The organism is Pseudonocardia kunmingensis (genome assembly GCF_006716445.1).
Classification (GTDB): Bacteria; Actinomycetota; Actinomycetes; order Mycobacteriales; family Pseudonocardiaceae; genus Pseudonocardia; species Pseudonocardia kunmingensis.
The window spans coordinates 1,962,831-1,982,307 of record NZ_VFPA01000001.1 but is presented as its reverse complement, the minus strand read 5'-3'; the positions used below and the strand labels follow the sequence as shown (position 1 = coordinate 1,982,307).

At 74.3% G+C, this 19,477-nt stretch carries 21 protein-coding genes and 1 pseudogene; 11 read left to right on the top strand and 11 right to left on the bottom strand.

Annotated features, from left to right (window positions below; all coding sequences use genetic code 11):
- Positions 1–16: 16 nt before the first annotated feature.
- Together rsgA and aroA are read right to left on the bottom strand one after the other, a co-directional pair.
- Positions 17–1,015 carry a ribosome small subunit-dependent GTPase A gene (gene rsgA / locus FB558_RS09395; protein ID WP_142050447.1) on the bottom strand — a complete coding sequence of 333 codons (999 nt, stop codon included), beginning with the start codon at positions 1,013–1,015 and terminating at the stop codon, positions 17–19.
- Positions 1,012–2,277, bottom strand: a complete 1,266-nt coding sequence (gene aroA, locus FB558_RS43875; protein WP_142050444.1) for a 3-phosphoshikimate 1-carboxyvinyltransferase — start codon at positions 2,275–2,277, stop codon at positions 1,012–1,014. The genes rsgA and aroA overlap by 4 nt, the downstream gene beginning before the upstream one ends.
- Before the next feature lie 113 nt (positions 2,278–2,390).
- Between aroA and FB558_RS09385 the strand changes: the two genes are divergently transcribed.
- Positions 2,391–3,185 (top strand): SOS response-associated peptidase, encoded by a 795-nt coding sequence (locus FB558_RS09385; protein ID WP_142050441.1) that lies wholly within the window; start codon positions 2,391–2,393, stop codon positions 3,183–3,185.
- A 6-nt stretch (positions 3,186–3,191) separates the two neighbouring features.
- On the opposite strand, the pseudogene FB558_RS09380 reads toward FB558_RS09385, so the two are convergent.
- A pseudogene (locus FB558_RS09380) lies at positions 3,192–3,512 on the bottom strand (barstar family protein); the annotation flags it as partial.
- Positions 3,513–3,645: 133 nt separating this feature from the next.
- Here FB558_RS09380 and FB558_RS09375 point away from each other — a divergent pair.
- Positions 3,646–4,287: an alpha/beta hydrolase family protein gene (locus FB558_RS09375; protein ID WP_246106336.1), complete on the top strand. Its 642-nt coding sequence runs from the start codon at positions 3,646–3,648 to the stop codon at positions 4,285–4,287.
- 70 nt (positions 4,288–4,357) lie between these two features.
- On the opposite strand, the gene FB558_RS43175 is transcribed toward FB558_RS09375, so the two are convergent.
- Positions 4,358–5,638 (bottom strand): MFS transporter, encoded by a 1,281-nt coding sequence (locus FB558_RS43175; RefSeq protein ID WP_170231253.1) that lies wholly within the window; start codon positions 5,636–5,638, stop codon positions 4,358–4,360.
- Between the two features lie 19 nt (positions 5,639–5,657).
- Here FB558_RS43175 and FB558_RS09365 point away from each other — a divergent pair, with 19 nt between their 5' ends.
- The gene (locus FB558_RS09365; protein ID WP_142050431.1) at positions 5,658–6,200 is read left to right on the top strand and encodes a CGNR zinc finger domain-containing protein; all 543 of its coding nucleotides are present in this window, start codon (positions 5,658–5,660) and stop codon (positions 6,198–6,200) included.
- A 10-nt stretch (positions 6,201–6,210) separates the two neighbouring features.
- On the opposite strand, the gene ybaK is transcribed toward FB558_RS09365, so the two are convergent.
- Entirely contained in the window at positions 6,211–6,684 is a 474-nt protein-coding gene (ybaK, locus tag FB558_RS09360; protein ID WP_142050428.1) for a Cys-tRNA(Pro) deacylase, read from the bottom strand.
- A 227-nt stretch (positions 6,685–6,911) separates the two neighbouring features.
- On the opposite strand from ybaK, the gene FB558_RS09355 reads away from it, so the two are divergent.
- Positions 6,912–7,595: a sigma-70 family RNA polymerase sigma factor gene (locus tag FB558_RS09355; protein ID WP_142050425.1), complete on the top strand. Its 684-nt coding sequence runs from the start codon at positions 6,912–6,914 to the stop codon at positions 7,593–7,595.
- Positions 7,592–7,936, top strand: a complete 345-nt coding sequence (gene rsrA / locus FB558_RS09350) for a mycothiol system anti-sigma-R factor (protein WP_142050422.1) — start codon at positions 7,592–7,594, stop codon at positions 7,934–7,936. The genes FB558_RS09355 and rsrA overlap by 4 nt, the downstream gene beginning before the upstream one ends.
- A 49-nt stretch (positions 7,937–7,985) precedes the next feature.
- Here rsrA and FB558_RS45655 read toward each other — a convergent pair whose 3' ends face one another.
- Complete coding sequence (locus FB558_RS45655; RefSeq protein WP_369805044.1) at positions 7,986–8,060, bottom strand: 50S ribosomal protein bL37; 75 nt, start codon at positions 8,058–8,060, stop codon at positions 7,986–7,988.
- 88 nt (positions 8,061–8,148) lie between these two features.
- Between FB558_RS45655 and FB558_RS09340 the strand changes: the two genes are divergently transcribed.
- Positions 8,149–9,624: a sensor histidine kinase gene (locus FB558_RS09340; RefSeq protein ID WP_142050416.1), complete on the top strand. Its 1,476-nt coding sequence runs from the start codon at positions 8,149–8,151 to the stop codon at positions 9,622–9,624.
- A 157-nt stretch (positions 9,625–9,781) separates the two neighbouring features.
- On the opposite strand, the gene FB558_RS09335 is transcribed toward FB558_RS09340, so the two are convergent.
- Positions 9,782–10,033 carry a WhiB family transcriptional regulator gene (locus tag FB558_RS09335; protein ID WP_094923777.1) on the bottom strand — a complete coding sequence of 84 codons (252 nt, stop codon included), beginning with the start codon at positions 10,031–10,033 and terminating at the stop codon, positions 9,782–9,784.
- Between the two features lie 548 nt (positions 10,034–10,581).
- Here FB558_RS09335 and FB558_RS09330 point away from each other — a divergent pair.
- Complete coding sequence (locus tag FB558_RS09330) at positions 10,582–11,019, top strand: hypothetical protein (RefSeq protein ID WP_246106335.1); 438 nt, start codon at positions 10,582–10,584, stop codon at positions 11,017–11,019.
- Positions 11,020–11,292: 273 nt separating this feature from the next.
- Here the strand turns inward: FB558_RS09330 and FB558_RS09325 are convergent, their stop codons facing one another.
- Positions 11,293–11,793, bottom strand: a complete 501-nt coding sequence (locus FB558_RS09325) for a GNAT family N-acetyltransferase (RefSeq protein WP_142050413.1) — start codon at positions 11,791–11,793, stop codon at positions 11,293–11,295.
- Between the two features lie 29 nt (positions 11,794–11,822).
- Positions 11,823–12,419, bottom strand: coding sequence for an acid phosphatase (locus FB558_RS09320; protein WP_142050409.1), 597 nt, complete (start codon positions 12,417–12,419; stop codon positions 11,823–11,825).
- Between the two features lie 245 nt (positions 12,420–12,664).
- Between FB558_RS09320 and trpS the strand changes: the two genes are divergently transcribed.
- A complete protein-coding gene (gene trpS, locus FB558_RS09315; RefSeq protein ID WP_142050406.1) occupies positions 12,665–13,651 on the top strand; it encodes a tryptophan--tRNA ligase in 987 nt (328 codons plus the stop codon).
- 69 nt (positions 13,652–13,720) lie between these two features.
- Here trpS and FB558_RS09310 read toward each other — a convergent pair whose 3' ends face one another.
- Both FB558_RS09310 and sodN read right to left on the bottom strand, forming a co-directional pair.
- Positions 13,721–14,122: a PPOX class F420-dependent oxidoreductase gene (locus FB558_RS09310; RefSeq protein WP_142050403.1), complete on the bottom strand. Its 402-nt coding sequence runs from the start codon at positions 14,120–14,122 to the stop codon at positions 13,721–13,723.
- Positions 14,123–14,431: 309 nt separating this feature from the next.
- Complete coding sequence (gene sodN / locus FB558_RS09305; protein ID WP_142050398.1) at positions 14,432–14,848, bottom strand: superoxide dismutase, Ni; 417 nt, start codon at positions 14,846–14,848, stop codon at positions 14,432–14,434.
- Positions 14,849–14,878: 30 nt separating this feature from the next.
- Between sodN and FB558_RS09300 the strand changes: the two genes are divergently transcribed.
- The 3 genes from FB558_RS09300 to FB558_RS09290 all read left to right on the top strand — a co-directional run bounded on the left by FB558_RS09300 (position 14,879) and on the right by FB558_RS09290 (position 19,442).
- Entirely contained in the window at positions 14,879–15,238 is a 360-nt protein-coding gene (locus FB558_RS09300; RefSeq protein ID WP_342787296.1) for a S26 family signal peptidase, read from the top strand.
- Between the two features lie 231 nt (positions 15,239–15,469).
- Positions 15,470–16,639, top strand: coding sequence for an NAD(P)-dependent malic enzyme (locus FB558_RS09295; protein WP_142050392.1), 1,170 nt, complete (start codon positions 15,470–15,472; stop codon positions 16,637–16,639).
- 184 nt (positions 16,640–16,823) lie between these two features.
- Positions 16,824–19,442, top strand: coding sequence for a putative bifunctional diguanylate cyclase/phosphodiesterase (locus FB558_RS09290; protein WP_170231252.1), 2,619 nt, complete (start codon positions 16,824–16,826; stop codon positions 19,440–19,442).
- Positions 19,443–19,477: the final 35 nt, after the last annotated feature.

Below are 19,477 nucleotides of genomic sequence, written 5' to 3'. Positions count from 1 at the left end.
TGCCATCCCGCACGGGTCAGTGCAGGGCCACCAGGACCCGCCGCAGCGCGGCGAGCCGACCGGGACCGAGCTTCCCGTCGGCCACGAGCGTGTCGAGCGCGCACTCCGGGTCCGCCGGCGGCCCGAGGTGGCCACAGCCGCGCGGGCAGTCCTCGATCGCCTCCGCGAGGTCGTCGAACGCCGCGGGAACGTCGTCCGGGGTGACGTGGGCGAGCCCGAACGAGCGGATGCCCGGCGTGTCGACCACCCAGCCCGCGCCGCGATCCTCGGGCAGGGCGAGCGCGAGCGCCGCCGTCGTCGTGTGGCGGCCCTTGCCGACGGCGGAGACCACGCCCACGGCGCGGCTGGCTTCCGGGACCAGGGCGTTGACCAGCGTGGACTTGCCGACACCTGAGTGCCCCACCAGCGCCGAGACCTTCCCGGCGAGGGCGGCGGCGAGCGGTGCGGGGTCGTGGTCGCGCCGGGTGACGAGCACGGGCAGGTCCAGGTCGCGGTACTGGGCCGCGAACGGCTCCGGGTCGGCGAGGTCGGCCTTGGTCAGGCACAGCACGGGCGTCAACCCGCCCGCGTAGGCCGCCACCAGGCAGCGGTCCACGAAGCCGGTGCGCGGGACCGGGTCGGCCACCGCCGTGACGATCACCAGCTGCTCGGCGTTCGCCACGACCACGCGCTCGTACGGGTCGGTGTCGTCGGCGGTGCGCCGCAGGACCGTGCGCCGCTCCTGCACCCGGACGATCCGGGCGAGCGTGTCGACCGCGCCGGACAGGTCCCCGACCAGCCCCACCCGGTCGCCCACGACGATCGGCGTGCGCCCGAGCTCGCGGGCACGCATCGCGGTGACCGGCGGCCGGTCCGCGTCGCCGTCGGGGGCGCAGGTCCAGCGGCCGCGGTCGACCGCGGTGACCATGGCCTCGGCCGCGTCGGCGTGCTCCGGGCGGCGTTTGCTGCGCGGCCGCGACCCCCGGCGCCCGGGCCGCACCCGGACGTCGGTCTCGTCGTACTCGCGGGGACTCACCCGAGCAGCGCCGTCCAACGGGACGGGAAGTCGGGGATCGTCTTGTCGGTGGCACCGATGTCGTCGACGGCCACCCCGGGCACGGCCAGCCCGACGAGCGCGCCCGCGGTGGCCATCCGGTGGTCGGCGTAGGCGTGCCACGGCCGGTCCGGCGCGGTGAGCGGCGCGGGCCGGATCTCCAGCCCGTCCGGGGTCTCCGCGACGTCTCCACCGAGCGCCGAGAGCTCGGTGGCCAGCGCGGCCAGCCGGTCGGTCTCGTGGCCGCGGATGTGGGCGACGCCCCGGATGCGCGACGGGGAGGTGGCCAGCGCGGCGACGGCGGCGACGGTGGGCGTGAGCTCGCTGGCGTCGTGCAGGTCGACGTCCACCCCCGCGAGCTCGGACGGCCCCCGCACGGTCATGCCGTCCGGGCCGGGGGTGACGGTGCAGCCCGCCTGCTCGAGGACGGAGAGGATCTCGGTGCCCGGCTGGGTGGAGCCACCCGGCCAGCCCGCGACGGTGACCTCGCCGCCGGTGAGCGCCGCGGCGGCCAGGAACACGGCGGCGTTGGACAGGTCCGGCTCCACGCTCCAGTCGCGCGCCGCGATCGGGCCGGGGGCCACGCGCCAGGTGTTCGGCTCGGCGTCGTCGACCTCGACCCCCGCCTCGCGCAGCATCGCGACCGTCATCTCGATGTGCGGCAGCGAGGGCACCGGCTTGCCGTCGTGGTGGACGGTGACGCCCTTGTCGTAGCGGGCGCCCGACAGCAGCAGCCCCGACACGAACTGCGAGGACGCCGAGGCGTCGATCACCACGTCGCCACCGGCGAGCCCGCCGGTGCCGTGCAGGACGAAGGGGAGGGCGGAGCCGTCGACGCGGGCGCCGAGGGCGCGCAGCGCGTCCAGCACGGTGTCCATCGGGCGCTCCCGTGCCCGCGGGTCGCCGTCGAAGGAGACCGGGCCGTCGGCGAGCGCCGCCGCGGGCGGCACGAAGCGCATCACGGTGCCCGCGAGGCCGCAGTCGACGGTACCGCCGCCGCGCAGCCCGTCGTGCCCGCCGAACACGACCCGCTCGCCGTCGGCCTCGACCGCGACGCCCAGCGCGCGCAGCGCCCCCACCATGAGCGCGGTGTCCCGGGAGGCGGGCGCGTGATCGACGGTGCACGCGCCGCCGGAGAGCGCCGCCAGCAGCAGGGCGCGGTTGGTCACGGACTTGGAGCCCGGCACGCTCACCCGGCCGCGGACGGGTGTGGTGGCGTGCGGGGCGGGCCAGGCTGCGGTCACGCCACCATGATTCCGCATGGCCGGCGGGCCCCGGCGAGCGGACGAACGGCACTTTCGTCTGCGAGGTACCGACGAGAGTGCCGTTCGTCGGACCCGGCTGCCACGATGGGGGCATGTGCGGCCGATACGCCTCCATCAAGGCCCCCGCGGACCTCTCCGACGAGTTCCGGGCCGTCGACGCCACCGACGGCGCAGCGCAGGCCGACTACAACGTGGCCCCGACGAAGCAGATCATCACAGTCGTCGAGCGGCACCCCCGCGACGCCGAGGGAACGCCCGACCCGGACCGGACCGAGCGCACGCTGCGGATGGTGCGGTGGGGCCTCGTACCGTCCTGGGCGAAGGACCCGAAGGCCGGAGCGCGGATGATCAACGCGCGCTCCGAGTCGGTGGCGACGAAGCCGGCATTCCGCCGGGCGTTCAGCTCCCGGCGCTGCCTGATCCCCGCCGACGGCTGGTTCGAGTGGCAGCGCGGACCCGAACACAAGCAGCCCTACTACACGCACTACGCCGACGGCTCATCCCTGGCGATGGCCGGGCTGTGGGAGTTCTGGAAGCCCAAGGACGACCCGGACGGCGAGTACCCCAACGGTCTGGTGACCGCCACCGTGCTCACCACCGAGGCCGTCGGCCCGCTCGCGCAGATCCACGACCGGATGCCGCTGGTGCTGCCGCCCTCGGCGTGGGAGGCCTGGCTCGACCCGGACCGCGGCGCGGACGACGACGCCGTTGCGTCGCTGATCACGCCTCCGTCGCTCGACCTGATCGGCAGGCTCGAGCTGCGGCCGGTGTCGCCGCTGGTGAACAGCGTGCGGAACAACGGAGCGCAGCTGCTGGAGGAGCTGCCGCCGGAGGAGGTGCGGGAGCCGGTGCAGCTGGATCTGCTGGCGGGGCCGAACCCGAGCTGAGCAGGTTCACGCCGAGAGGTGGTAGTGCGGGCCCGGCGGGTTGGTGGGGTCGGCGGAGAACAGCACGAAGAGTTGCCCCCGAGGGATGTCCCGGCCCAACGGGTCGGCCGGCCTGCTGGCGATCTGACCGAAGATGGCGAGGAACGTCTCGAAGGCCTGGGGCGGCTCGTTCGCGAGAAGGTGCTCGGCATCGGCAACGGTGACGACGAGGCTGCGCGCCCGGCGGCCCATCCGCTCGCCGTAGTAGCTCCCGAGTCCGCCGTCGGACAGGACGAGCAGTTCGTAGAGACATTCGTCCAGCGCGTCCCAGTTCATCCCGTAGTAGCTGGGGAACTCGAGCGGCGTGACAGCGGATGAAGGCCTGACGAGCGATCCGGCCCGGCGATAACGACCGGTCGTCGTGCCCGCCTCGCCGCGTTCACGCCGCGGCGGTGCCTACCGCCGTGCGAGCATGACGCCCGTGTTGCCAGCCATCGAGAGGTCTGCCGGCGCCACCATCGAGGTGGACACGCCCCACGGCCCCGCCCGCATCACCCGCCGCGACGCCGACGGCGACGCACGCGGCCTGCTCCTGCTCGGCCACGGTGCCGGCGGGGGAGTGAGCGCACCCGACCTGCTCGCGACGGCGGGCGTCGCGCTCGCCCTCGGCGTGCACGTGGGGCTTGTCGAGCAGCCCTACCGGGTCGCGGGGCGCCGCGCCCCGGCGCCGGCCGGGCAGCTCGACACGGCCTGGCTGGCGGTCGTCGAGCACGTCCGGGCGGAGCGGCCGGACCTGCCGCTTGTCGTCGGCGGGCGCAGCTCCGGTGCCCGGGTGGCGTGTCGGACGGCCACCGCGGCGGGGGCCGCGGGCGTCCTGTGCCTGGCCTTCCCCGTGCACCCGCCGGGCAGGCCGGAGAAGGACCGGCTGCCCGAGCTCGCCCAGCCGACCGTTCCGGTGCTGGTGGTGCAGGGCGAGACCGACCCGTTCGGCCGCCCGGAGCCTGCGCCCGGCCGCGACGTGGTGCTGCTGCGGGGCGACCACAGCCTCAAGTCCGACGTCCACGGCCTCCGCGCCGCGGTGACGAGCTGGCTGACGCAACTACTGGCCCTGCCGGTCTCCTGATCCACCGGGGCGCTGGGTGACGGGAGCCTCGCGGGTTCGGCACATACCTCGGCTGCCTGGCACACACCTCCTACCGGGCGTGCCAGGGCGTGGAGGTCTGTGCGGGGGCCGGCGGGCCGGGAGCCGCTCGGCGGTCGAGCACCGCCGCCACCGCCGCGACCGCGACCACGGCGGCCGAGCAGGCGAGGACGGCGCGAGGTCCGAGGGCCAGTGCGATGCCGGTGACCGCCGTGCCGGCCGAGGCGGCCGCCGTCTTGGCGCCCGCCATCGTGACGAAGACGCCGGCGCGGGCCTCCGGTGGTGAGTACGTCGAGCGGGCCGCGAGCGAGGCGGGGAACAGCACCCCGTTGACCGCACCCGCCACGCCGAACGCCACCAGCGCCGACCCGAAGCCGGGTGCCAGGGCGCACCCGGCGATCGCCACGGCGAGCACCGCGGTCAGCCGGATCGTCAGCCGCTCCGGCTCGGCGCGCAGCGGCAGCACGGCGACGACGGCGGAGGCACCGAGGCCGCCGAGACCGAACGCGGCGGCCAGCGCAGGTCCGGCGCCGGCGGCGGTTGTCAGCTCGCCTCCGAGCACCACCGCGACGACGAGCAGCCCACCCGCCGCGACGGCGGTGAGGGTGCTCGCCACCAGCACCCGTCGCAGCGGGCCGGGGGCCGCCACCAGACGGACGACCCGCCCGGGTCCGGCCGCGGGTGCGTCCCCGCCGGACGGCCTCGGCAGGGGGAGGGTCGTCAGCAGCGCGGCGCCGACGAGCGCCGCGCAGGCGAGCCCGACGACCGATGCGAGCGGGGTGGCCACAGCGACGATCGCGCCCACCGCGGCAGGCCCGGCGGTGCCGGCCAGGCCGTAGGTCACGGCGTCCCAGCCCTCGGCCCGCCGCTGGGCGTCGACCTCGGGGTCGGCCAGCGCGGAGAGCCTGCTGCTCAACCCGCCGGTCAGCAGTGGTGTGGTGAGCCCCGCGACGCCGATGACGGCCGCGGCGACGCCCACCGGCGCGCGGCCGACCAGCACGGCCCCCACCGCGAGCGCGCCCGCGAAGAGCACGCACGAGGCGGCCAGCACCCAGCGGCCGTCGCAGGCCCGGTCCAGAGGTCGCGCGCAGACCGGTCCGAGGAGTGTGGGCGCGGTCAGCATCGCGGCGAGGAGACCACCGACCGCGGGCCCGTTCCCGCCCGGCCCCGTCGCGTCGACGGCGAGCGCCACGAGCGCCACGGCCGCGCCGGTCGAGGCGGCGCGCACCAGCGCCGCCGCGACCACGTACCGCAGCAGCACAGCGCCCACCGCGATCCCCTCCCCGTCACCGGTCCGACCGGTGAGCATCGTCAGCGTTGCCCGACGGTGCATCACCGGTCAAGATGGTGACGTGCGGTTCCAGTTCGTCGGTGGGAACCTCGCCCTCGACTTCGTCGGCACGGTCGCCGAGTGGACGACCAGCCGGACCGAGCTGCTCGTCGCACCGGCCGACCTCGGCGCATGGCTGGCCGAGGCCGGCGTGCTGGATCACGCCCCCGAGGTGAGCACGGCCGACCTGGCAGCCGCCAGGGAGCTACGGGGCGCGATCCGCGGGTTGGTCGTGGCGCTCGAGGCGGGGCAGCCGGTGCCGGTCGAGGTCGGCGAGGTCGTCAACCGGTATGCGGCCGTGGAGCCGGTGCTGCTCCGACTGGACGCGACCGGTCGACCGGTGCGTCGAGGGACGGTGGGCGCCGCGCTGTCGTCGGTGGCGCGCAGCGGGATCGAGCTGGCCGAGCCGTCCACCGCGGGGCTGCTGCGCTCGTGCGCCGACGCCACCTGCACCCGCGCGTTCCTCGACCGCTCGCGCGGGCGGCGGCGCCGGTGGTGCGGGATGAGCGGCTGCGGGGACCGCGCGAAGGCAGCGGCCTACCGCAGCCGGCACCGCCGGAGCTGAGCCTGCCCGCTCAGCTCGCGATCGGCGCCACCGTCGCCCCGCAGAGGTGCACCAGGTCGGCCGGGGCGAGCTCGATCTCCAGGCCGCGGCGTCCGCCGCTGCAGAACACCGTCTCCCAGCGCTGCGCCGAGGCGTCGACGACCGTGGCGAGGCGCTTGCGCTGGCCCAGCGGGGAGATGCCGCCCGCGACGTAGCCGGTGGCGCGTTCGGCGGCCGCGACGTCGGCCATCCGGCCCCGCTTGCCGCCGACGGCTGCGGCGAGCGCCTTCAGGTCCAGCGTGGCCGACACGGGCACGACGCCCACGGTGAGGGTTCCGTCCACCTCCGCGACGAGCGTCTTGAACACCCGCTCGGGGTCGAGGCCCAGCAGTTCGGCGGCCTCCGGGCCGTACGCCTGCCCGTCGCCGTGGGTGTAGGTGTGCACCTGGTGCGCGACGCCCCGCCCGGCGAGCAGCGCCGTCGCCGGGGTCCCCTTTCCTGCCACGGGCGAACGGTATGCCAGGCGTTCGTTGCGCGGGGAATCACCCACCTCGGCCGGGTGTTGACGCATCCGTGGCACAGGCAGTGATGGACGGCCCCCGCACCACCGGATCGGTGCGTCCCGTGGGCCGGGATCGAGCGAGCGGCGTACCCTCGACACGTCATGCGGTCGCCAGAGCGGCGGCCGACACCGGGGTCGCCGAGCGCGCGGCCCGGCGTGAGAGGAGCGCGGTGCCCGGCACCGAGCAGGACGCGGCGCGATCCGTCGAGTCCCGGACCGTCGAGTCCCAGACCGGCGAGCAGAGCGGCCAGCAGGTCGAGCGGGAGGAGACCGCCGACGAGCGGGTCGCCCGTTTCGAGCGCGACGCCATGCCGCTGATCGACCAGCTCTACGGCGCAGCCCTGCGGATGACCCGCAACCCGGCCGACGCCGAGGACCTCGTGCAGGAGACCTACCTCAAGGCGTACTCCGCCTTCCGGACCTTCCGCGCGGGCACGAACCTCAAGGCGTGGCTGTACCGGATCCTGACCAACAGCTACATCAACGGCTACCGGAAGCGGCAGCGCCAGCCGTTGCAGTCGCCCACCGAGGAGATCACCGACTGGCAGATCGCCCAGGCCGGCGAACACACCTCGCAGGGGCTGCCGTCGGCCGAGATGGAGGCGCTGGACCGGCTCCCGGACAACGACGTGAAGGCCGCGCTGCAGCAGCTTCCCGACGACTTCCGGATGGCGGTGTACCTCGCCGACGTCGAGGGCTTCGCCTACAAGGAGATCGCTGACATCATGGGCACCCCGATCGGCACCGTGATGTCCCGGCTGCACCGGGGCAGGCGCCAGCTGCGGGACATGCTGACCGACACCGCTCGTGACCGCGGTTTCCTTCGCGGACGGCATGAGGAGGTCTCGTCGTGAGCTGCGGGAACCACCACGACACGGACTGCTCGGAGGTGCTGGCCGAGGTCTGGCTGTTCCTCGACCACGAGTGCAACGAGGAGCGGCGGCGGCTGCTGGCCCAGCACCTGGACGAGTGCGAGCCGTGCCTGTCCGAGTACGGCCTCGACGAGAAGCTGAAGCGCCTCCTCGCGGCCAAGTGCGGCGGCGAGCACGCGCCGGCGGGCCTGAAGGACCGGTTGCGCCAGCAGATCCGCGTGGCGGTGCTGGAGCAGGCGGAGGTGAAGGTGGAGGAGGGCCCGGCGGGCACCACCACCACGACGGTCGAGGTGCGCAGCACCCGGGTCGAGCAGCACGGCTAGCGGACGCGGGCCAGGGACGACGCGGCGCGTCGTCCCCAGCCGGCGACGCTCAGGTGTTGGGCTTCTTGCCGTGGTTCGCGCCCTTCTTGTTGCGGTCGCGACGCTTGCGTGCGCGCTTCGACATGTTCGACCTCCTCGTTCCGTCCGGGGGATAACCCCGATCCTCCCACGTGGTTTCATGGAGCCGAGTACGGACCGGAAGGCGGCGTCGGGTGTCGACCCTGAGTGAGCTGCTCGCCGAGCAGACCGAGTTGCGCGGCGAGGCGGTCGAGCACCTGCAGCGCGTCGTCGCGGAGTGGCAGCTGCTGGCGGACATGTCGTTCGCCGACTTCCTGCTGTGGGTGCCGCTGGCCGGTGGCGCGGAGTTCCTCTGCATCGCGCAGGCCCGGCCCACGACGGCGCCCACCGCGCACCCCGAGGACATCGTCGCTGCGCGCGTCACGACGGCCGAGAGCCCCCAGCTGCGGCGCGCGGTCGTCGAGGGGCGGATCTGCCGGGAGGAGTACCCGCGCTGGCACCTCGAGGTTCCGGTGCGGCGCGAGACGATCCCGGTGCGCTTCGGCGGGTCGGTCATCGCGGTGCTCTCACGCGACACGAACCTGGCGATGCCGCGCGTGCCCAGCCCGTTGGAGATCGCCTACCTCGGCAGTGCCTCCGACCTGTGCCAGATGGTCGCCGACGGCACCTTCCCGCCCAGCGCGGAGACGGTCGGTGCCGTCACGAGCCCGCGGGCGGGCGACGGGCTGGTCCGCCTCGACGCGCACGGCCTCGTGGCCTACGCCAGCCCCAACGCGCTGTCGGCCTACCACCGCATGGGCCACGCGAGCGACCTCGTCGGCGTCGTGCTCTCCGACGCCACCCGCGACCTGGTCCACGACCCGTTCGACGCGGCGGAGGTCGCCGCGCGGATCGACGGGGCGCTGGACGGCAAGCACTCGCTGCGGATGGAGGTGCGGGCCCGCGGCGCGGTCATGCTGGTGCGCGCGCTGCCGCTGCGGCCCCGCGGCGACGCCGCCGGTGCGCTGGTGCTGGTGCGCGACGTCACCGACCTGCGGCGTCGCGACATGGCCCTGCTCTCGAAGGACGCGACGATCCGGGAGATCCACCACCGGGTCAAGAACAACCTGCAGACGGTGGCGGCGCTGCTGCGCCTGCAGGCGCGGCGCACTGCGATCCCGGAGGCGCGGATCGCGCTCGCGGAGAGCGTGCGGCGCGTCAACTCGATCGCGCTGGTGCACGAGGCGCTGTCGGTGTCCGTGGCGGAGCGCGTGGACCTCGACGAGCTCGTCGACAAGGTGCTGCCGGCCATCGGCGACGGCGCCACCGCCGAGTCGCGGGCGAAGGTCCGCCGGGAGGGCAGCTTCGGCACGCTTCCCGCCGCGCTGGCCACACCGCTGGTGCTCGTGCTCACGGAGCTGGTGCACAACGCGCTCGCGCACGCCTTCGACCCCGGCCGGGCCGGCGAGGTCGTGGTGTCGGCGCAACGGTCGGACACGACCCTCGACGTGGTGGTCGGCGACGACGGGCGGGGCATCCCGGACGGCATCGACCTGGAGCGATCCGCGGGCCTCGGCCTGCAGATCGTCCGCACGCTGGTCGACTCCGAGCTGGGTTCCGCGCTCGAGGTGCGTCCGCGTCCGGGGGGCGGAACGGAGGCCGTCATCAGGCTCTCGTTGCGGGGGCGCTAGCCTGCACACGAGGTCGCTGGTTCGACGAGCGAGGTCGCGACGCCCGGACCGACGGCCCCCTCCGGAGCTGCCCCCCGCGTGCGCCCGGTGTAACGACCGCGGGCCCGGAGCCGGGTGCAGTCCGGCTTCGGGCCCGCGGTTGGGGAACTAGGGAGGTTCAGGCAGTGCGTGCGCGCGTACGCGCATTACGGCGCTTGAGCGCCCGCCGCTCGTCCTCGCTCATACCGCCCCAGACGCCTGCGTCCTGGCCGCTCTCGAGTGCCCACGCGAGGCACTCACTGGTGACAGGGCAGCGCCGGCAGACGGTCTTGGCCTCGGCGATCTGCAGCAGCGCAGGACCGCTCGTCCCCACGGGGAAGAACAGCTCGGGGTCCTCGTCGCGGCAGATAGCGCGGTGACGCCAATCCATGGTCTCTCGGCTCCTTGTGCTTGCGCGATCGGGGTCGCGCCGATCGTCTGTCACGGTCTTGTGGTCCGCGCTTGTGAATGATTTCACGAGCGCCCTCGATCTTCAAGGGACCAGGTCCATCCAGGTGACCACTCTCACCCACTCACCGCAACGATCCCCAGTACCGACAGTTACTGATCCGGTACTCATCCAGCTCGTGGTCGTTGCGATGACCGATCGACCTCGTCCCGCCCACCGGCCCCGTATACCCGGGATCGGCCGGACCATGCGAGAAGTCCACTCGCGATCACTCGCTTGTCCGTGACCTACCATGGAGCAACGTTTGCCCAGGTGCGAGCCCTTATCGGCTCGACGGTCCACGAGCATCGGTGAGTGGACACCTGCCGTCACCTCATCGGGTGACAGGGCGCGTCCGGCTGCGGCGAGCTGCGCGTCTCGTACGACGACGCGTAGCGCACCGGACACGGCCCGGAGCCGCACCGTGCGGTAGTGCGCGCAGGTGTGGGCACAGCGTAGGCCCGGGCGTTCGGAGGCCTATCCTCGACTCCGTGAGCGCGCAGGACGGCCCCGTCGCGGGCCCGCCCCGCCAGGTGCGGCTGGCCGGGCTGCTGGTGGCCGTGCAGGGCCTCGTGGGGCTCGGTTTCGCGGTCGCGCTCGTCGTCCGGGCGCTGACGGCCGAGGGCGTGGGCCTGCCGGTCGGCGACATCGTGGGGGAGGCCGGGTACTTCGCCCTCGTCGGCGCGGCCCTCGTCGCCGTCGGGGTCGGGCTGGTCCGTGGCCGCCGCTGGGCGCGCACCCCGGCGATCGTGACGCAGCTCCTGCTGCTGCCCGTCGTCTACACCCTGCTCGGGCCGTCCCGGCAGCTGTTGCTCGGCATCGTGGCCGGCGTCGTCGTGGTCGCCACGTTCCTGCTGCTGATCAGCGAGGCGTCGAGGACCTGGTCGATGGGGCTGAACCTGCCCGACGCGCCTCCGCAGCCCCGCTGACGGGTACGTCCGTGCGGTGGCGCGGGTGCGAGCTGCACCTCAGGTGATCGCCAGGAGTGGTGCCAAGGCGACAGATCTGTCGCTCTCCCACCACTCTTGCTGATCAAAGCCGGCCGCGTTCCGCGGAACACGGCCGCGCATGACTGATCAGATCGACACCAGGGCGATTTCTGGGTGATCCAACAGCCCTGGTGTCGATCTGACCATGAATCTCCCGTGGGCGCGCCGTTCCCGGCTCGAGGCCAGTGCCCGGGCGATGCCCGTGGCCCGGCGCTAGTCGACCTGCGCGGGTGCTCCGCGGTCGGCGGTGGCGGCGAAGCCGGCGAGCGCGGCGCCGTCGAGGCGGAAGGTCGTCCACTCGTCCATCGGCACGGCGCCCAGTGCCCGGTAGAACCCGATCGACGGTTCGTTCCAGTCGAGCACCTGCCACTCCAGGCGCGCGTAGCCGCGTTCGGCGCAGACGCCGGCGAGGGCGGCGAGCAGCGCGCGGCCGAGGCCGCTGCCGCGGTGCGCGGGCCGCACGAAGAGGTCCTCGAGGTGGATGCCGGCCACGCCGGTCCAGGTCGAGAAGTTGAGGAACCAGATGGCGCAGCCCACGACCTCGCCCGCCGCCTCGGCGACATGGCACTGGGCGACGGGCTCGGGGCCGAACAGCGCGTGGCGCAGCTGCGGCTCGGTGAGGGTGCAGGCCGAGGCGGCGCGTTCGTACTCCGCGAGCTCGTGCACGAGCCCGACGACGGCGGGCACGTCGTCGATCCGCGCTTCCCGGATCATCGTGGTCCTCCTGGTGCTCGGAGGGCTGGTCACGGCGTGACCGGCCGCAGGTTGACGTGGTCGAGCCGGGGGACGCCGCGCTCCTCGCCGAGGACGGCCCACCCCGCCGCCTCCATCGCGAAGTGGACGCCGTCGGTGGCGGGCAGCCCGATCCAGCGGGCGACGAGGACGCGGCTGAAGTGGCCGTGCCCGACGAGCACGACGTCGCCCGCCCCCAGCCGGGCGCGGGCGTCCGCGAGGAGGGAGTCCGCGCGCTCGGTGACGTCCTGCGGCGTCTCGCCCCCGGGGTGGGGGTGGGTCCACACCGTCCAGCCGGGCACGGTCTCGCGGATCTCCGGGGTGGTGCGGCCCTCGTACTCGCCGTAGTCCCACTCCGCCAGGCGCTCGTCGACGGCGTCGACGCGGAAGCCGGCCAGGTGGGCGGTGTCCTGCGCCCGGGAGCGCGGGCTGGTCAGCACGAGGGCGGGCGGCGCGTCGGCGCGCAGCGTCGCGACGACGCGACCGGCGGCTGCGGCCAGCTCACGGCCCCGCTCGGTGAGGGGGACGTCGGTGCGGCCGGTGTGCTTGCCGGTGCGCGACCACTCGGTCTCGCCGTGGCGCAGCAGGAAGACGCGGCCGGAGGTCATGGGCACGGAGCCTAGTGCGACGCCGATCCGGGCCGTCCTGCCGATCATCCCGGGACCGTGAAGTGCGGCTCGCACCGACCACTAGGCTGTCGACGTGCGCACTTACCCGAGCTCCTGGTGGCCGCCCTCAGGCGGCTCCACCCACGTGCGCTGACACGCAGCAACCACGAAGGCCGCCCGCGCAGGCGGCCTTCGTCGTTCCCCGGGGGCCGTGGCGCGCCGGCCACCGACCCGAGGACACACCGATGCGACTTTCCGGGATCACCCCGTCCGGCCACCCCCACCTCGGCAACCACCTGGGCGCGGTCCGGCGCTGGGTGTCCGACGGCGGCCCGGACGACCTGTACTTCGTGTCCGACCTGCACGCGATGACCACGAGCCACGACCCGAGCCGGCTGCGGGCGCGGACCAGCGAGATGCTGGCCGTGCTGGTGGCCTCCGGGATCCCGGCCGAGCGGGTGTTCGTGCAGTCGGACCTGGCGCGCGAGCTGGGCGCGCTGACGTGGGTCCTGGAGTGCACCTGCAGCTACGGCGAGGCCGCACGGATGATCCAGTTCAAGGAGAAGGGCAGGGGGCAGGCCGGCGTCCGGCTGAGCCTGCTGACCTACCCGGTGCTGATGGCCGCGGACATCCTGTTGCAGGGCGCGGAGGAGGTCCCGGTGGGCTTGGACCAGAACCAGCACGTCGAGCTGGCGCGGGCGCTGTCCCGGCGGTTCAACGGCACCTACGGCGAGGTGTTCACGGTGCCGCGGGCGGTGCTGCCCCTGACCGGCGCGCGGGTGCGCGACCTGACCGACCCGACGCGGAAGATGTCGAAGTCCGCGCGGGACGCCGCCGGCGTGGTGTTCGTGCTGGACGAGCCCGACCTGGTCCGGCGCAAGGTGCGCCGGGCCGTGACGGACGGGTGCGCCGACGTGGTGTACGCGCCGGACGAGCGTCCCGGGGTGGCCAACCTGCTGGAGATCCTGGCCGGCTGCCGCGGTGGCCGTCCGGCGGACCTGGCCGCCGGGTTCACCTCCTACGGCGCGCTGAAGGAGGCCGTGGCGGACGCGGTGGTCGAGACGCTGCGCCCGGTCCGCGAGCGGACCGTCGAGCTGCTCGCGGACCCGGGCGAGCTGGCCCGGATCCGCGCGGAGGGCGCCGCCCGTGCCGCGGAACGGGGGGAGCACCGCCTGACCTCGGCCATGCGGTTGATCGGCGCGGGCGCGCCGGCGGGAGGGCGGAGAGCATGACTGCATGACTCGTCCTCCGAACGGGCTGCCGGAGGTTCGGACCACCTGCGCGCGGACCTGGGCGGGCCCCTATGAGTTCGGCCAGGGACTGAACACCTTGTCGGCCGTGATCCTCACGGTGACCCATTGCGGGTTCGGCCCGGCGAACCCGGGGTACGGTCCGCCCGTGTACTTGTGCGACAGCTCATCGATCAGCGTGCCGTCCGGGTCGTCGACGACGGAGGCGACGCCCTGCACCTGGACACTCTCGTAAGGCCTCGCGGCGTCGAAAATCGCGACAGCAGCCCGCGGGTCCCGGTTCAGGTTCCTGGTCTTGCGCCGGCTCTTCGGCAGCGCGAACAGGAGGTCATCTCCGTCGCGCTTCACCCAGACCACTGTCGAATGTGGCCTGCCGTCCGGTTCGAGCGTCGACAGTACAGCGAAGTTCTTGTCATCGAACAGCATGCGCACCTTGCCGCCGAGCTGCGCCATCAGCTTCTCCTTCTCCCGGTCGCCGGCAGGAGCAGCCGCTCGAGGTCGACCGCGAATGCCCCCTGATGGCGCCACGCTAGGCCGACCCCCCGACACTCTGAGCCGCGCTCGTCGCCGCTCGTCGGAGTCGTCCTACCCGACGGGCTGGGGCGAACCGACGCAAGAGCCGGTGCGGCATCGAGGCGAGGCGGGACCTGGCTGGGCCGTCCCGACCCGTCTGCGGGCCGTGGAAGCGCACCCGACGACGAGAAACGGCGCTGACCGACGGGAGGTCGTTCCCGCGGGCCAGCGCCGTTCCGACGCCTGTGATCAGGCAGCCGCCTTGGTCTCCCAGAAGATCTTGTCGATCTGGGCGATGAGGTCGAGCAGTTCCTGGCCGGTGGCCGGGTCCATCGACGACTTGGCGCCGTCGGCGCCGCCGCCCGCCTTCTTCGTGGCCTTGTTGAACAGCTCGTGCAGCTCCGGGTACTTCTCGAAGTGCGGGGGCTTGAAGTAGTCGGTCCACAGCACCCACAGGTGGTGCTTGACCAGGTCGGCCCGCTGCTCCTTGATGTGGATGGCTCGGGTGCGGAACTCGGGGTCCTCGTTGCCCTGGTACTTCTCCTGGATGGCCTTCACCGACTCGGCCTCGATCCGGGCCTGCGCCGGGTCGTACACGCCGCAGGGGAGGTCGCAGTGCGCGGTGGCCTCCAGCCGCGGGCGGAGAATGCGGGTGAACAGCCGCATGGGTCCTCCCTGGATGGTGATCGTTCTGGCGTGCCCGACACTACTCCCGGCGTCGGGGTGCAGCAGGGTGACGAGGGGGTGGGAGTGCGCTGGCGAAGGGTGGCCGTGCGTGGACCGTCGATGTCTCCGACGTTGCGGGACGGCGACGTCGTGCTCGTCCGGTTCGGTGGGCGGGTCCGGGCGGGTGACATCGTGCTGGTCCGCTGGTTGTCCCGGCCCGAGCAGCTGTCGGTGAAGCGGGCCGCGCGGCCCGCGGAACGGGGGTGGTGGGTGCTCGGCGACAACGACCACGGCTCGACCGACTCGCGCTCGCTCGGCCCGGCGGACGTGCTGGCGGTGGTCCGCGCCCGGTTGTGGCCGCGGCCGCGGAGGTTCCGCAGCCGCCCGTGACGGGTTCGTCACCCCTCGGAACGCAGGAGCGGCGGGGACGGCGGGGCACGGTAGGATCACCGCGAACCCGACAGCCCGTTCGCCCGGCCCACCGCACCATCCTGCGGTCGCCGGCGCGAGGCCGTCCGGCACCGGTCGCGACCCGCGACCTCCGGTGCACGGCGAGCGCGCGCCCCCCGAGCAGAGCTCGCGGCGCGCATGCCCTGAGCACCCGCACGAGGAAGTGGACCCGTGACGATCGCTGGAGAACGCACCCTGCCCACCCGCGAGGAGATCTTCGCCGCCCACGGCGGCGGCAAGCTCGCCACCGCGCTCACCGCTCCGCTGGCCGACGCGCGCGACCTGGCCGTCGCCTACACGCCGGGCGTCGCCGAGGTGAGCCGCGCCATCGCCGCCGACCCCGGCCTCACCGCCCGCTACACCTGGACGAACCGCCTCGTCGCGGTCGTCAGCGACGGCACCGCCGTGCTGGGGCTGGGCGACATCGGCCCGCGCGCGGCGCTGCCCGTGATGGAGGGCAAGTCCGCGCTGTTCAAGGCGTTCGCCGACCTGGACTCGATCCCGCTGGTGCTGGACACCACGGACGTCGACGAGATCGTCGAGACGCTCGTGCGGCTGCGCCCGAGCTTCGGTGCGGTGAACCTGGAGGACGTCGCCGCGCCGCGCTGCTTCGAGCTCGAGCGCAGGCTCGTCGAGGCGCTCGACTGCCCCGTCATGCACGACGACCAGCACGGCACCGCCATCGTCCTGCTCGCGGCGCTGCGCGGCGCCTGCGCGGTGCAGGACCGCGACCCGGCGGGGCTGCGCGTGGTCATCTCCGGGGCGGGTGCCGCCGGCGTGGCCTGCGCCCGCATCCTGCTGGCCGCCGGGATCCGCGACGTCGTCGTGCTCGACTCGCGCGGCGTGCTCGACCACACCCGCGGTGGGGAGAAGGCGGCGCTGGCCGCCGTCACCAACCCGCGGGGCGTCCCGGGCGGGATCGCCGAGGCCCTCCAGGGCGCCGACGTGTTCGTGGGCCTCTCCAGCGCGGTGCTGCCCGAGGAGCTGCTCGCCCGGATGGCGCCCGAGGCGATCGTCTTCGCGCTCTCCAACCCCGACCCCGAGGTGCACCCGGAGGTCGCGGCGCGGCACGCGGCGATCGTCGCCACCGGGCGCAGCGACTTCCCGAACCAGATCAACAACGTGCTCGCGTTCCCCGGCGTGTTCCGCGGGGCGCTCGACGCGGGGGCGCGGCGGATCACGGAGCCGATGAAGCTGGCCGCCGCGGAGGCGATCCTCTCCGTCGCGCGCGAGGACCTCACGGCCGAGTCGATCGTGCCGAGCCCGTTCGACCCGCGTGTCGCGCCGGCCGTGTCGGCGGCGGTCGCGGCGGCGGCCGCTGCGGCCGACGACGCTGTGTGACCCGCTGGACCTGCACCTCTGCGCCATTAGTGATCAACTAGAGATCACTGTGATCACGCAGCGTGCCGGTCCGGCGTTCACTCACTCGGGGTGGGGTAGGTCGATCGGGCAGTTCGGCCAGATCCAGTGGCGGGTGTCGTCGTTGAAGCTGTGAGTGTCGAGGCCGCAACGCTGGGAGATCGCCGTGAGAGAGCTCGGACACCGCTCCGGACGGGGCGCGGCGATCGAGCCGCCGACCGAGCCGACGGGCACCGGGTTCGCCTCGGACGCGGTGCTGCGGACGGACCTGCACCGTTCGCGCCGGGCCACGCTCGGTGGCGAGGTGCACCCGGAGGCCGCGCTGTTCGCGTCGCGGCTGGCTCGGGCGGTGGTCGAGGCGCCGGCAGGCGAGCGGGAGGACGGCCCGGACGGCAGCCCGCTCCCGGCGCTGCGCGACGCGGTCTTCGGCGGCGGCGTCGTCCCCGTGGCGACGCCGGAGGCGGTCGCGCTGCCCGCCGAGCCCGCGCTGGTGTGCCGCGAGGAGCGGGTGGTGCGGGCCAACGCCGCGCTCGCCCGGCTCGCCGGGGCGGACGAGGCGGACCTGGCCGGCGTCCGGCTGCACAAGCTCGTCCTCGGCCCCGACGCCGACGCGCAGCTGGTGCGGGCGGACGGGGTCGTGGTGCCGGTGCGGCCGGTGCGCTGGCCCGTGCCCGGCACGGACATGGCGGTGATCGTGCTGCTCGCGCGGGACGCGGCGCCGGTGGTGGACCCGGTGTGGGTCACCGAGCTGGAGCGGCTGGCCCGCGTGGGCACGTGGTCGTTCGAGCTGGCGACGGCCACGCTGCACCGCAGCGAGACCCTCGAGGAGCTCTACCGCGCCGTGGGCGTCGACCCGGACGGCGCCGGTGCCGGACCGGTGGAGGGCGAGCAGGTCGCGGCGCTGTGCCGGGCGTTGCGCACGGGAGCGCCCACCGGTGACCACCACGTCGAGCTGCAGCTGCCCGGGGACGGGATGCTCAGCTGCCGCGCCCAGGTCGAGCACACCGAGGACGGCGTGCCCGTGCGGCTGATCGGCGTCGTGCACGACGTGAGCGCGGAGCGGGTGGCGCGCAGGCGCGTGGAGCGCTGCTGCGAGCGGTTCGCCGACCTGATGGCCGTCGCCCCCGGCGGGGTCGTCCTGCTCGACCCCTCGGGCCGCGTGCTCGACGCGAACGCGGCGCTGTGCGCGCTGCTCGACGTCCCGCTGGAGCGGCTCCGCGGCGTGGCGGCGTCCGCGCTGTCCGCGGACGAGGTGCCCGCCGGGCAGGGACTGCCGGAGTGGCTGCGCCCGCTGCCGCCGGGTGCGGACCACGGCTACCGCGTCGAGAGCGCGCCGCTGCGCCGCGGGGACGGCACCACGGTGTGGTGCGAGCTGGCCGTCTCCGTCACCACCGCGGACGACGGTGGCTGGCTGTGGCTGGTGGCCTGCGCCGACGTGTCGGACCGCAGGCGGGCCGAGGAGCTGCTGCGCAGTGCCGGCACGGTGGACGAGCTCACCAGGCTGCCCAACCGCGCCGCCTGCCTGCAGATGGTGGACCGGCTGCTCGCCGGCCCCGAGCGCGAGCGCGTGGCCGTGGTGTGCGGCGACCTCGACGACTTCGCCCGCGTCAACTCCTCGCTCGGTCACGACGCCGGGGACGACCTGCTCGTCTCGCTCGCCGGCCGGCTGCAGCGGGAGCTGCCGTTCGGCTGCACGGCCGCGCGCCTCGGCGGCGACGAGTTCGTCGTGATCTGCGCCGACCACACCGAGGTCGGGGGGCCGGACCAGCTCGCCCGCACGGTCGCCGACCTGCTGCGCACCACGATCACGGTGTGCGGCCGGCCGGTGCAGATGACGGCCTCGGTCGGGCTGGCGACGCCGGTCCCGACCGGCGAGGTGCGGGCCGCGGACCTGCTCCGGTTCGCCGAGGCGGCGATGCACGACGCGAAGCGCCGGCAGTCGCGCGGCGGGATCGGGATCGCCACCGACGGCGTCGTGAGCTCCGCCACCAAGGCCCTCGAGCTGGAGGCGGAGCTGCGCGCGGCGATCGCGGGTGAGGGCCTCGTCCTGGACTACCAGCCGGTCGTCGGCCCGGACGGCGCGGTGCTCTCGGCCGAGGCGCTCGTGCGCTGGCGGCACCCGGAGCGCGGCCTGATCCCGCCCGCCGACTTCCTCCCCGTCGCGCAGCGCAGCGGGCTGCTGCGGGAGCTGGACCTGTGGGTGCTGCGCACCGCCACCCGGGAGGCCGCCGGCTGGCCGGAGCACCTGGGCCGCCGCTGCGCCGTCGCGGTGAACCTCGCCGGCCTGCTCCCCGGGGACGTGGGGTTCCTCGCCGCGGTCAGCGACGCGGTCGACGCGGCCGGGCTCGCCTGGGACCAGCTGGTGCTCGAGCTGGTCGAGACCAGCCTCGTCGCCCTGCCGCCGCACGCGCTGGCCGCGATGGCCGAGCTCACCGAACGCGGCGTCCGCTTCGCGGTGGACGACTTCGGCACCGGCTACTCGTCGCTGGCCCGGCTCAAGGAGCTGCCCGCGCAGACGGTGAAGGTGGACAGGGCGTTCGTCACCGGCGTCGCCGACGACCCGGCCGACTTCGCCGTCGCCCGCGCCGTGGTCGACATGGCGCGAGCGATGGGTCGCACCACGGTGGCCGAGGGCGTGGAGACGGCCGAGCAGTTCCACGTGCTGCGCGGCATCGGCGTCGACGCCTACCAGGGCTGGCTGTTCTCCCGCCCGGTCCGCGCCGTCGGCCTGCGGGACGTGCTCCTGCGGGGCAGACTGGCGACACCCGCCTCCGCAGGCCGATGAGGCGGGATCGCGGTCGCGTCACATCGGTCGCGGTT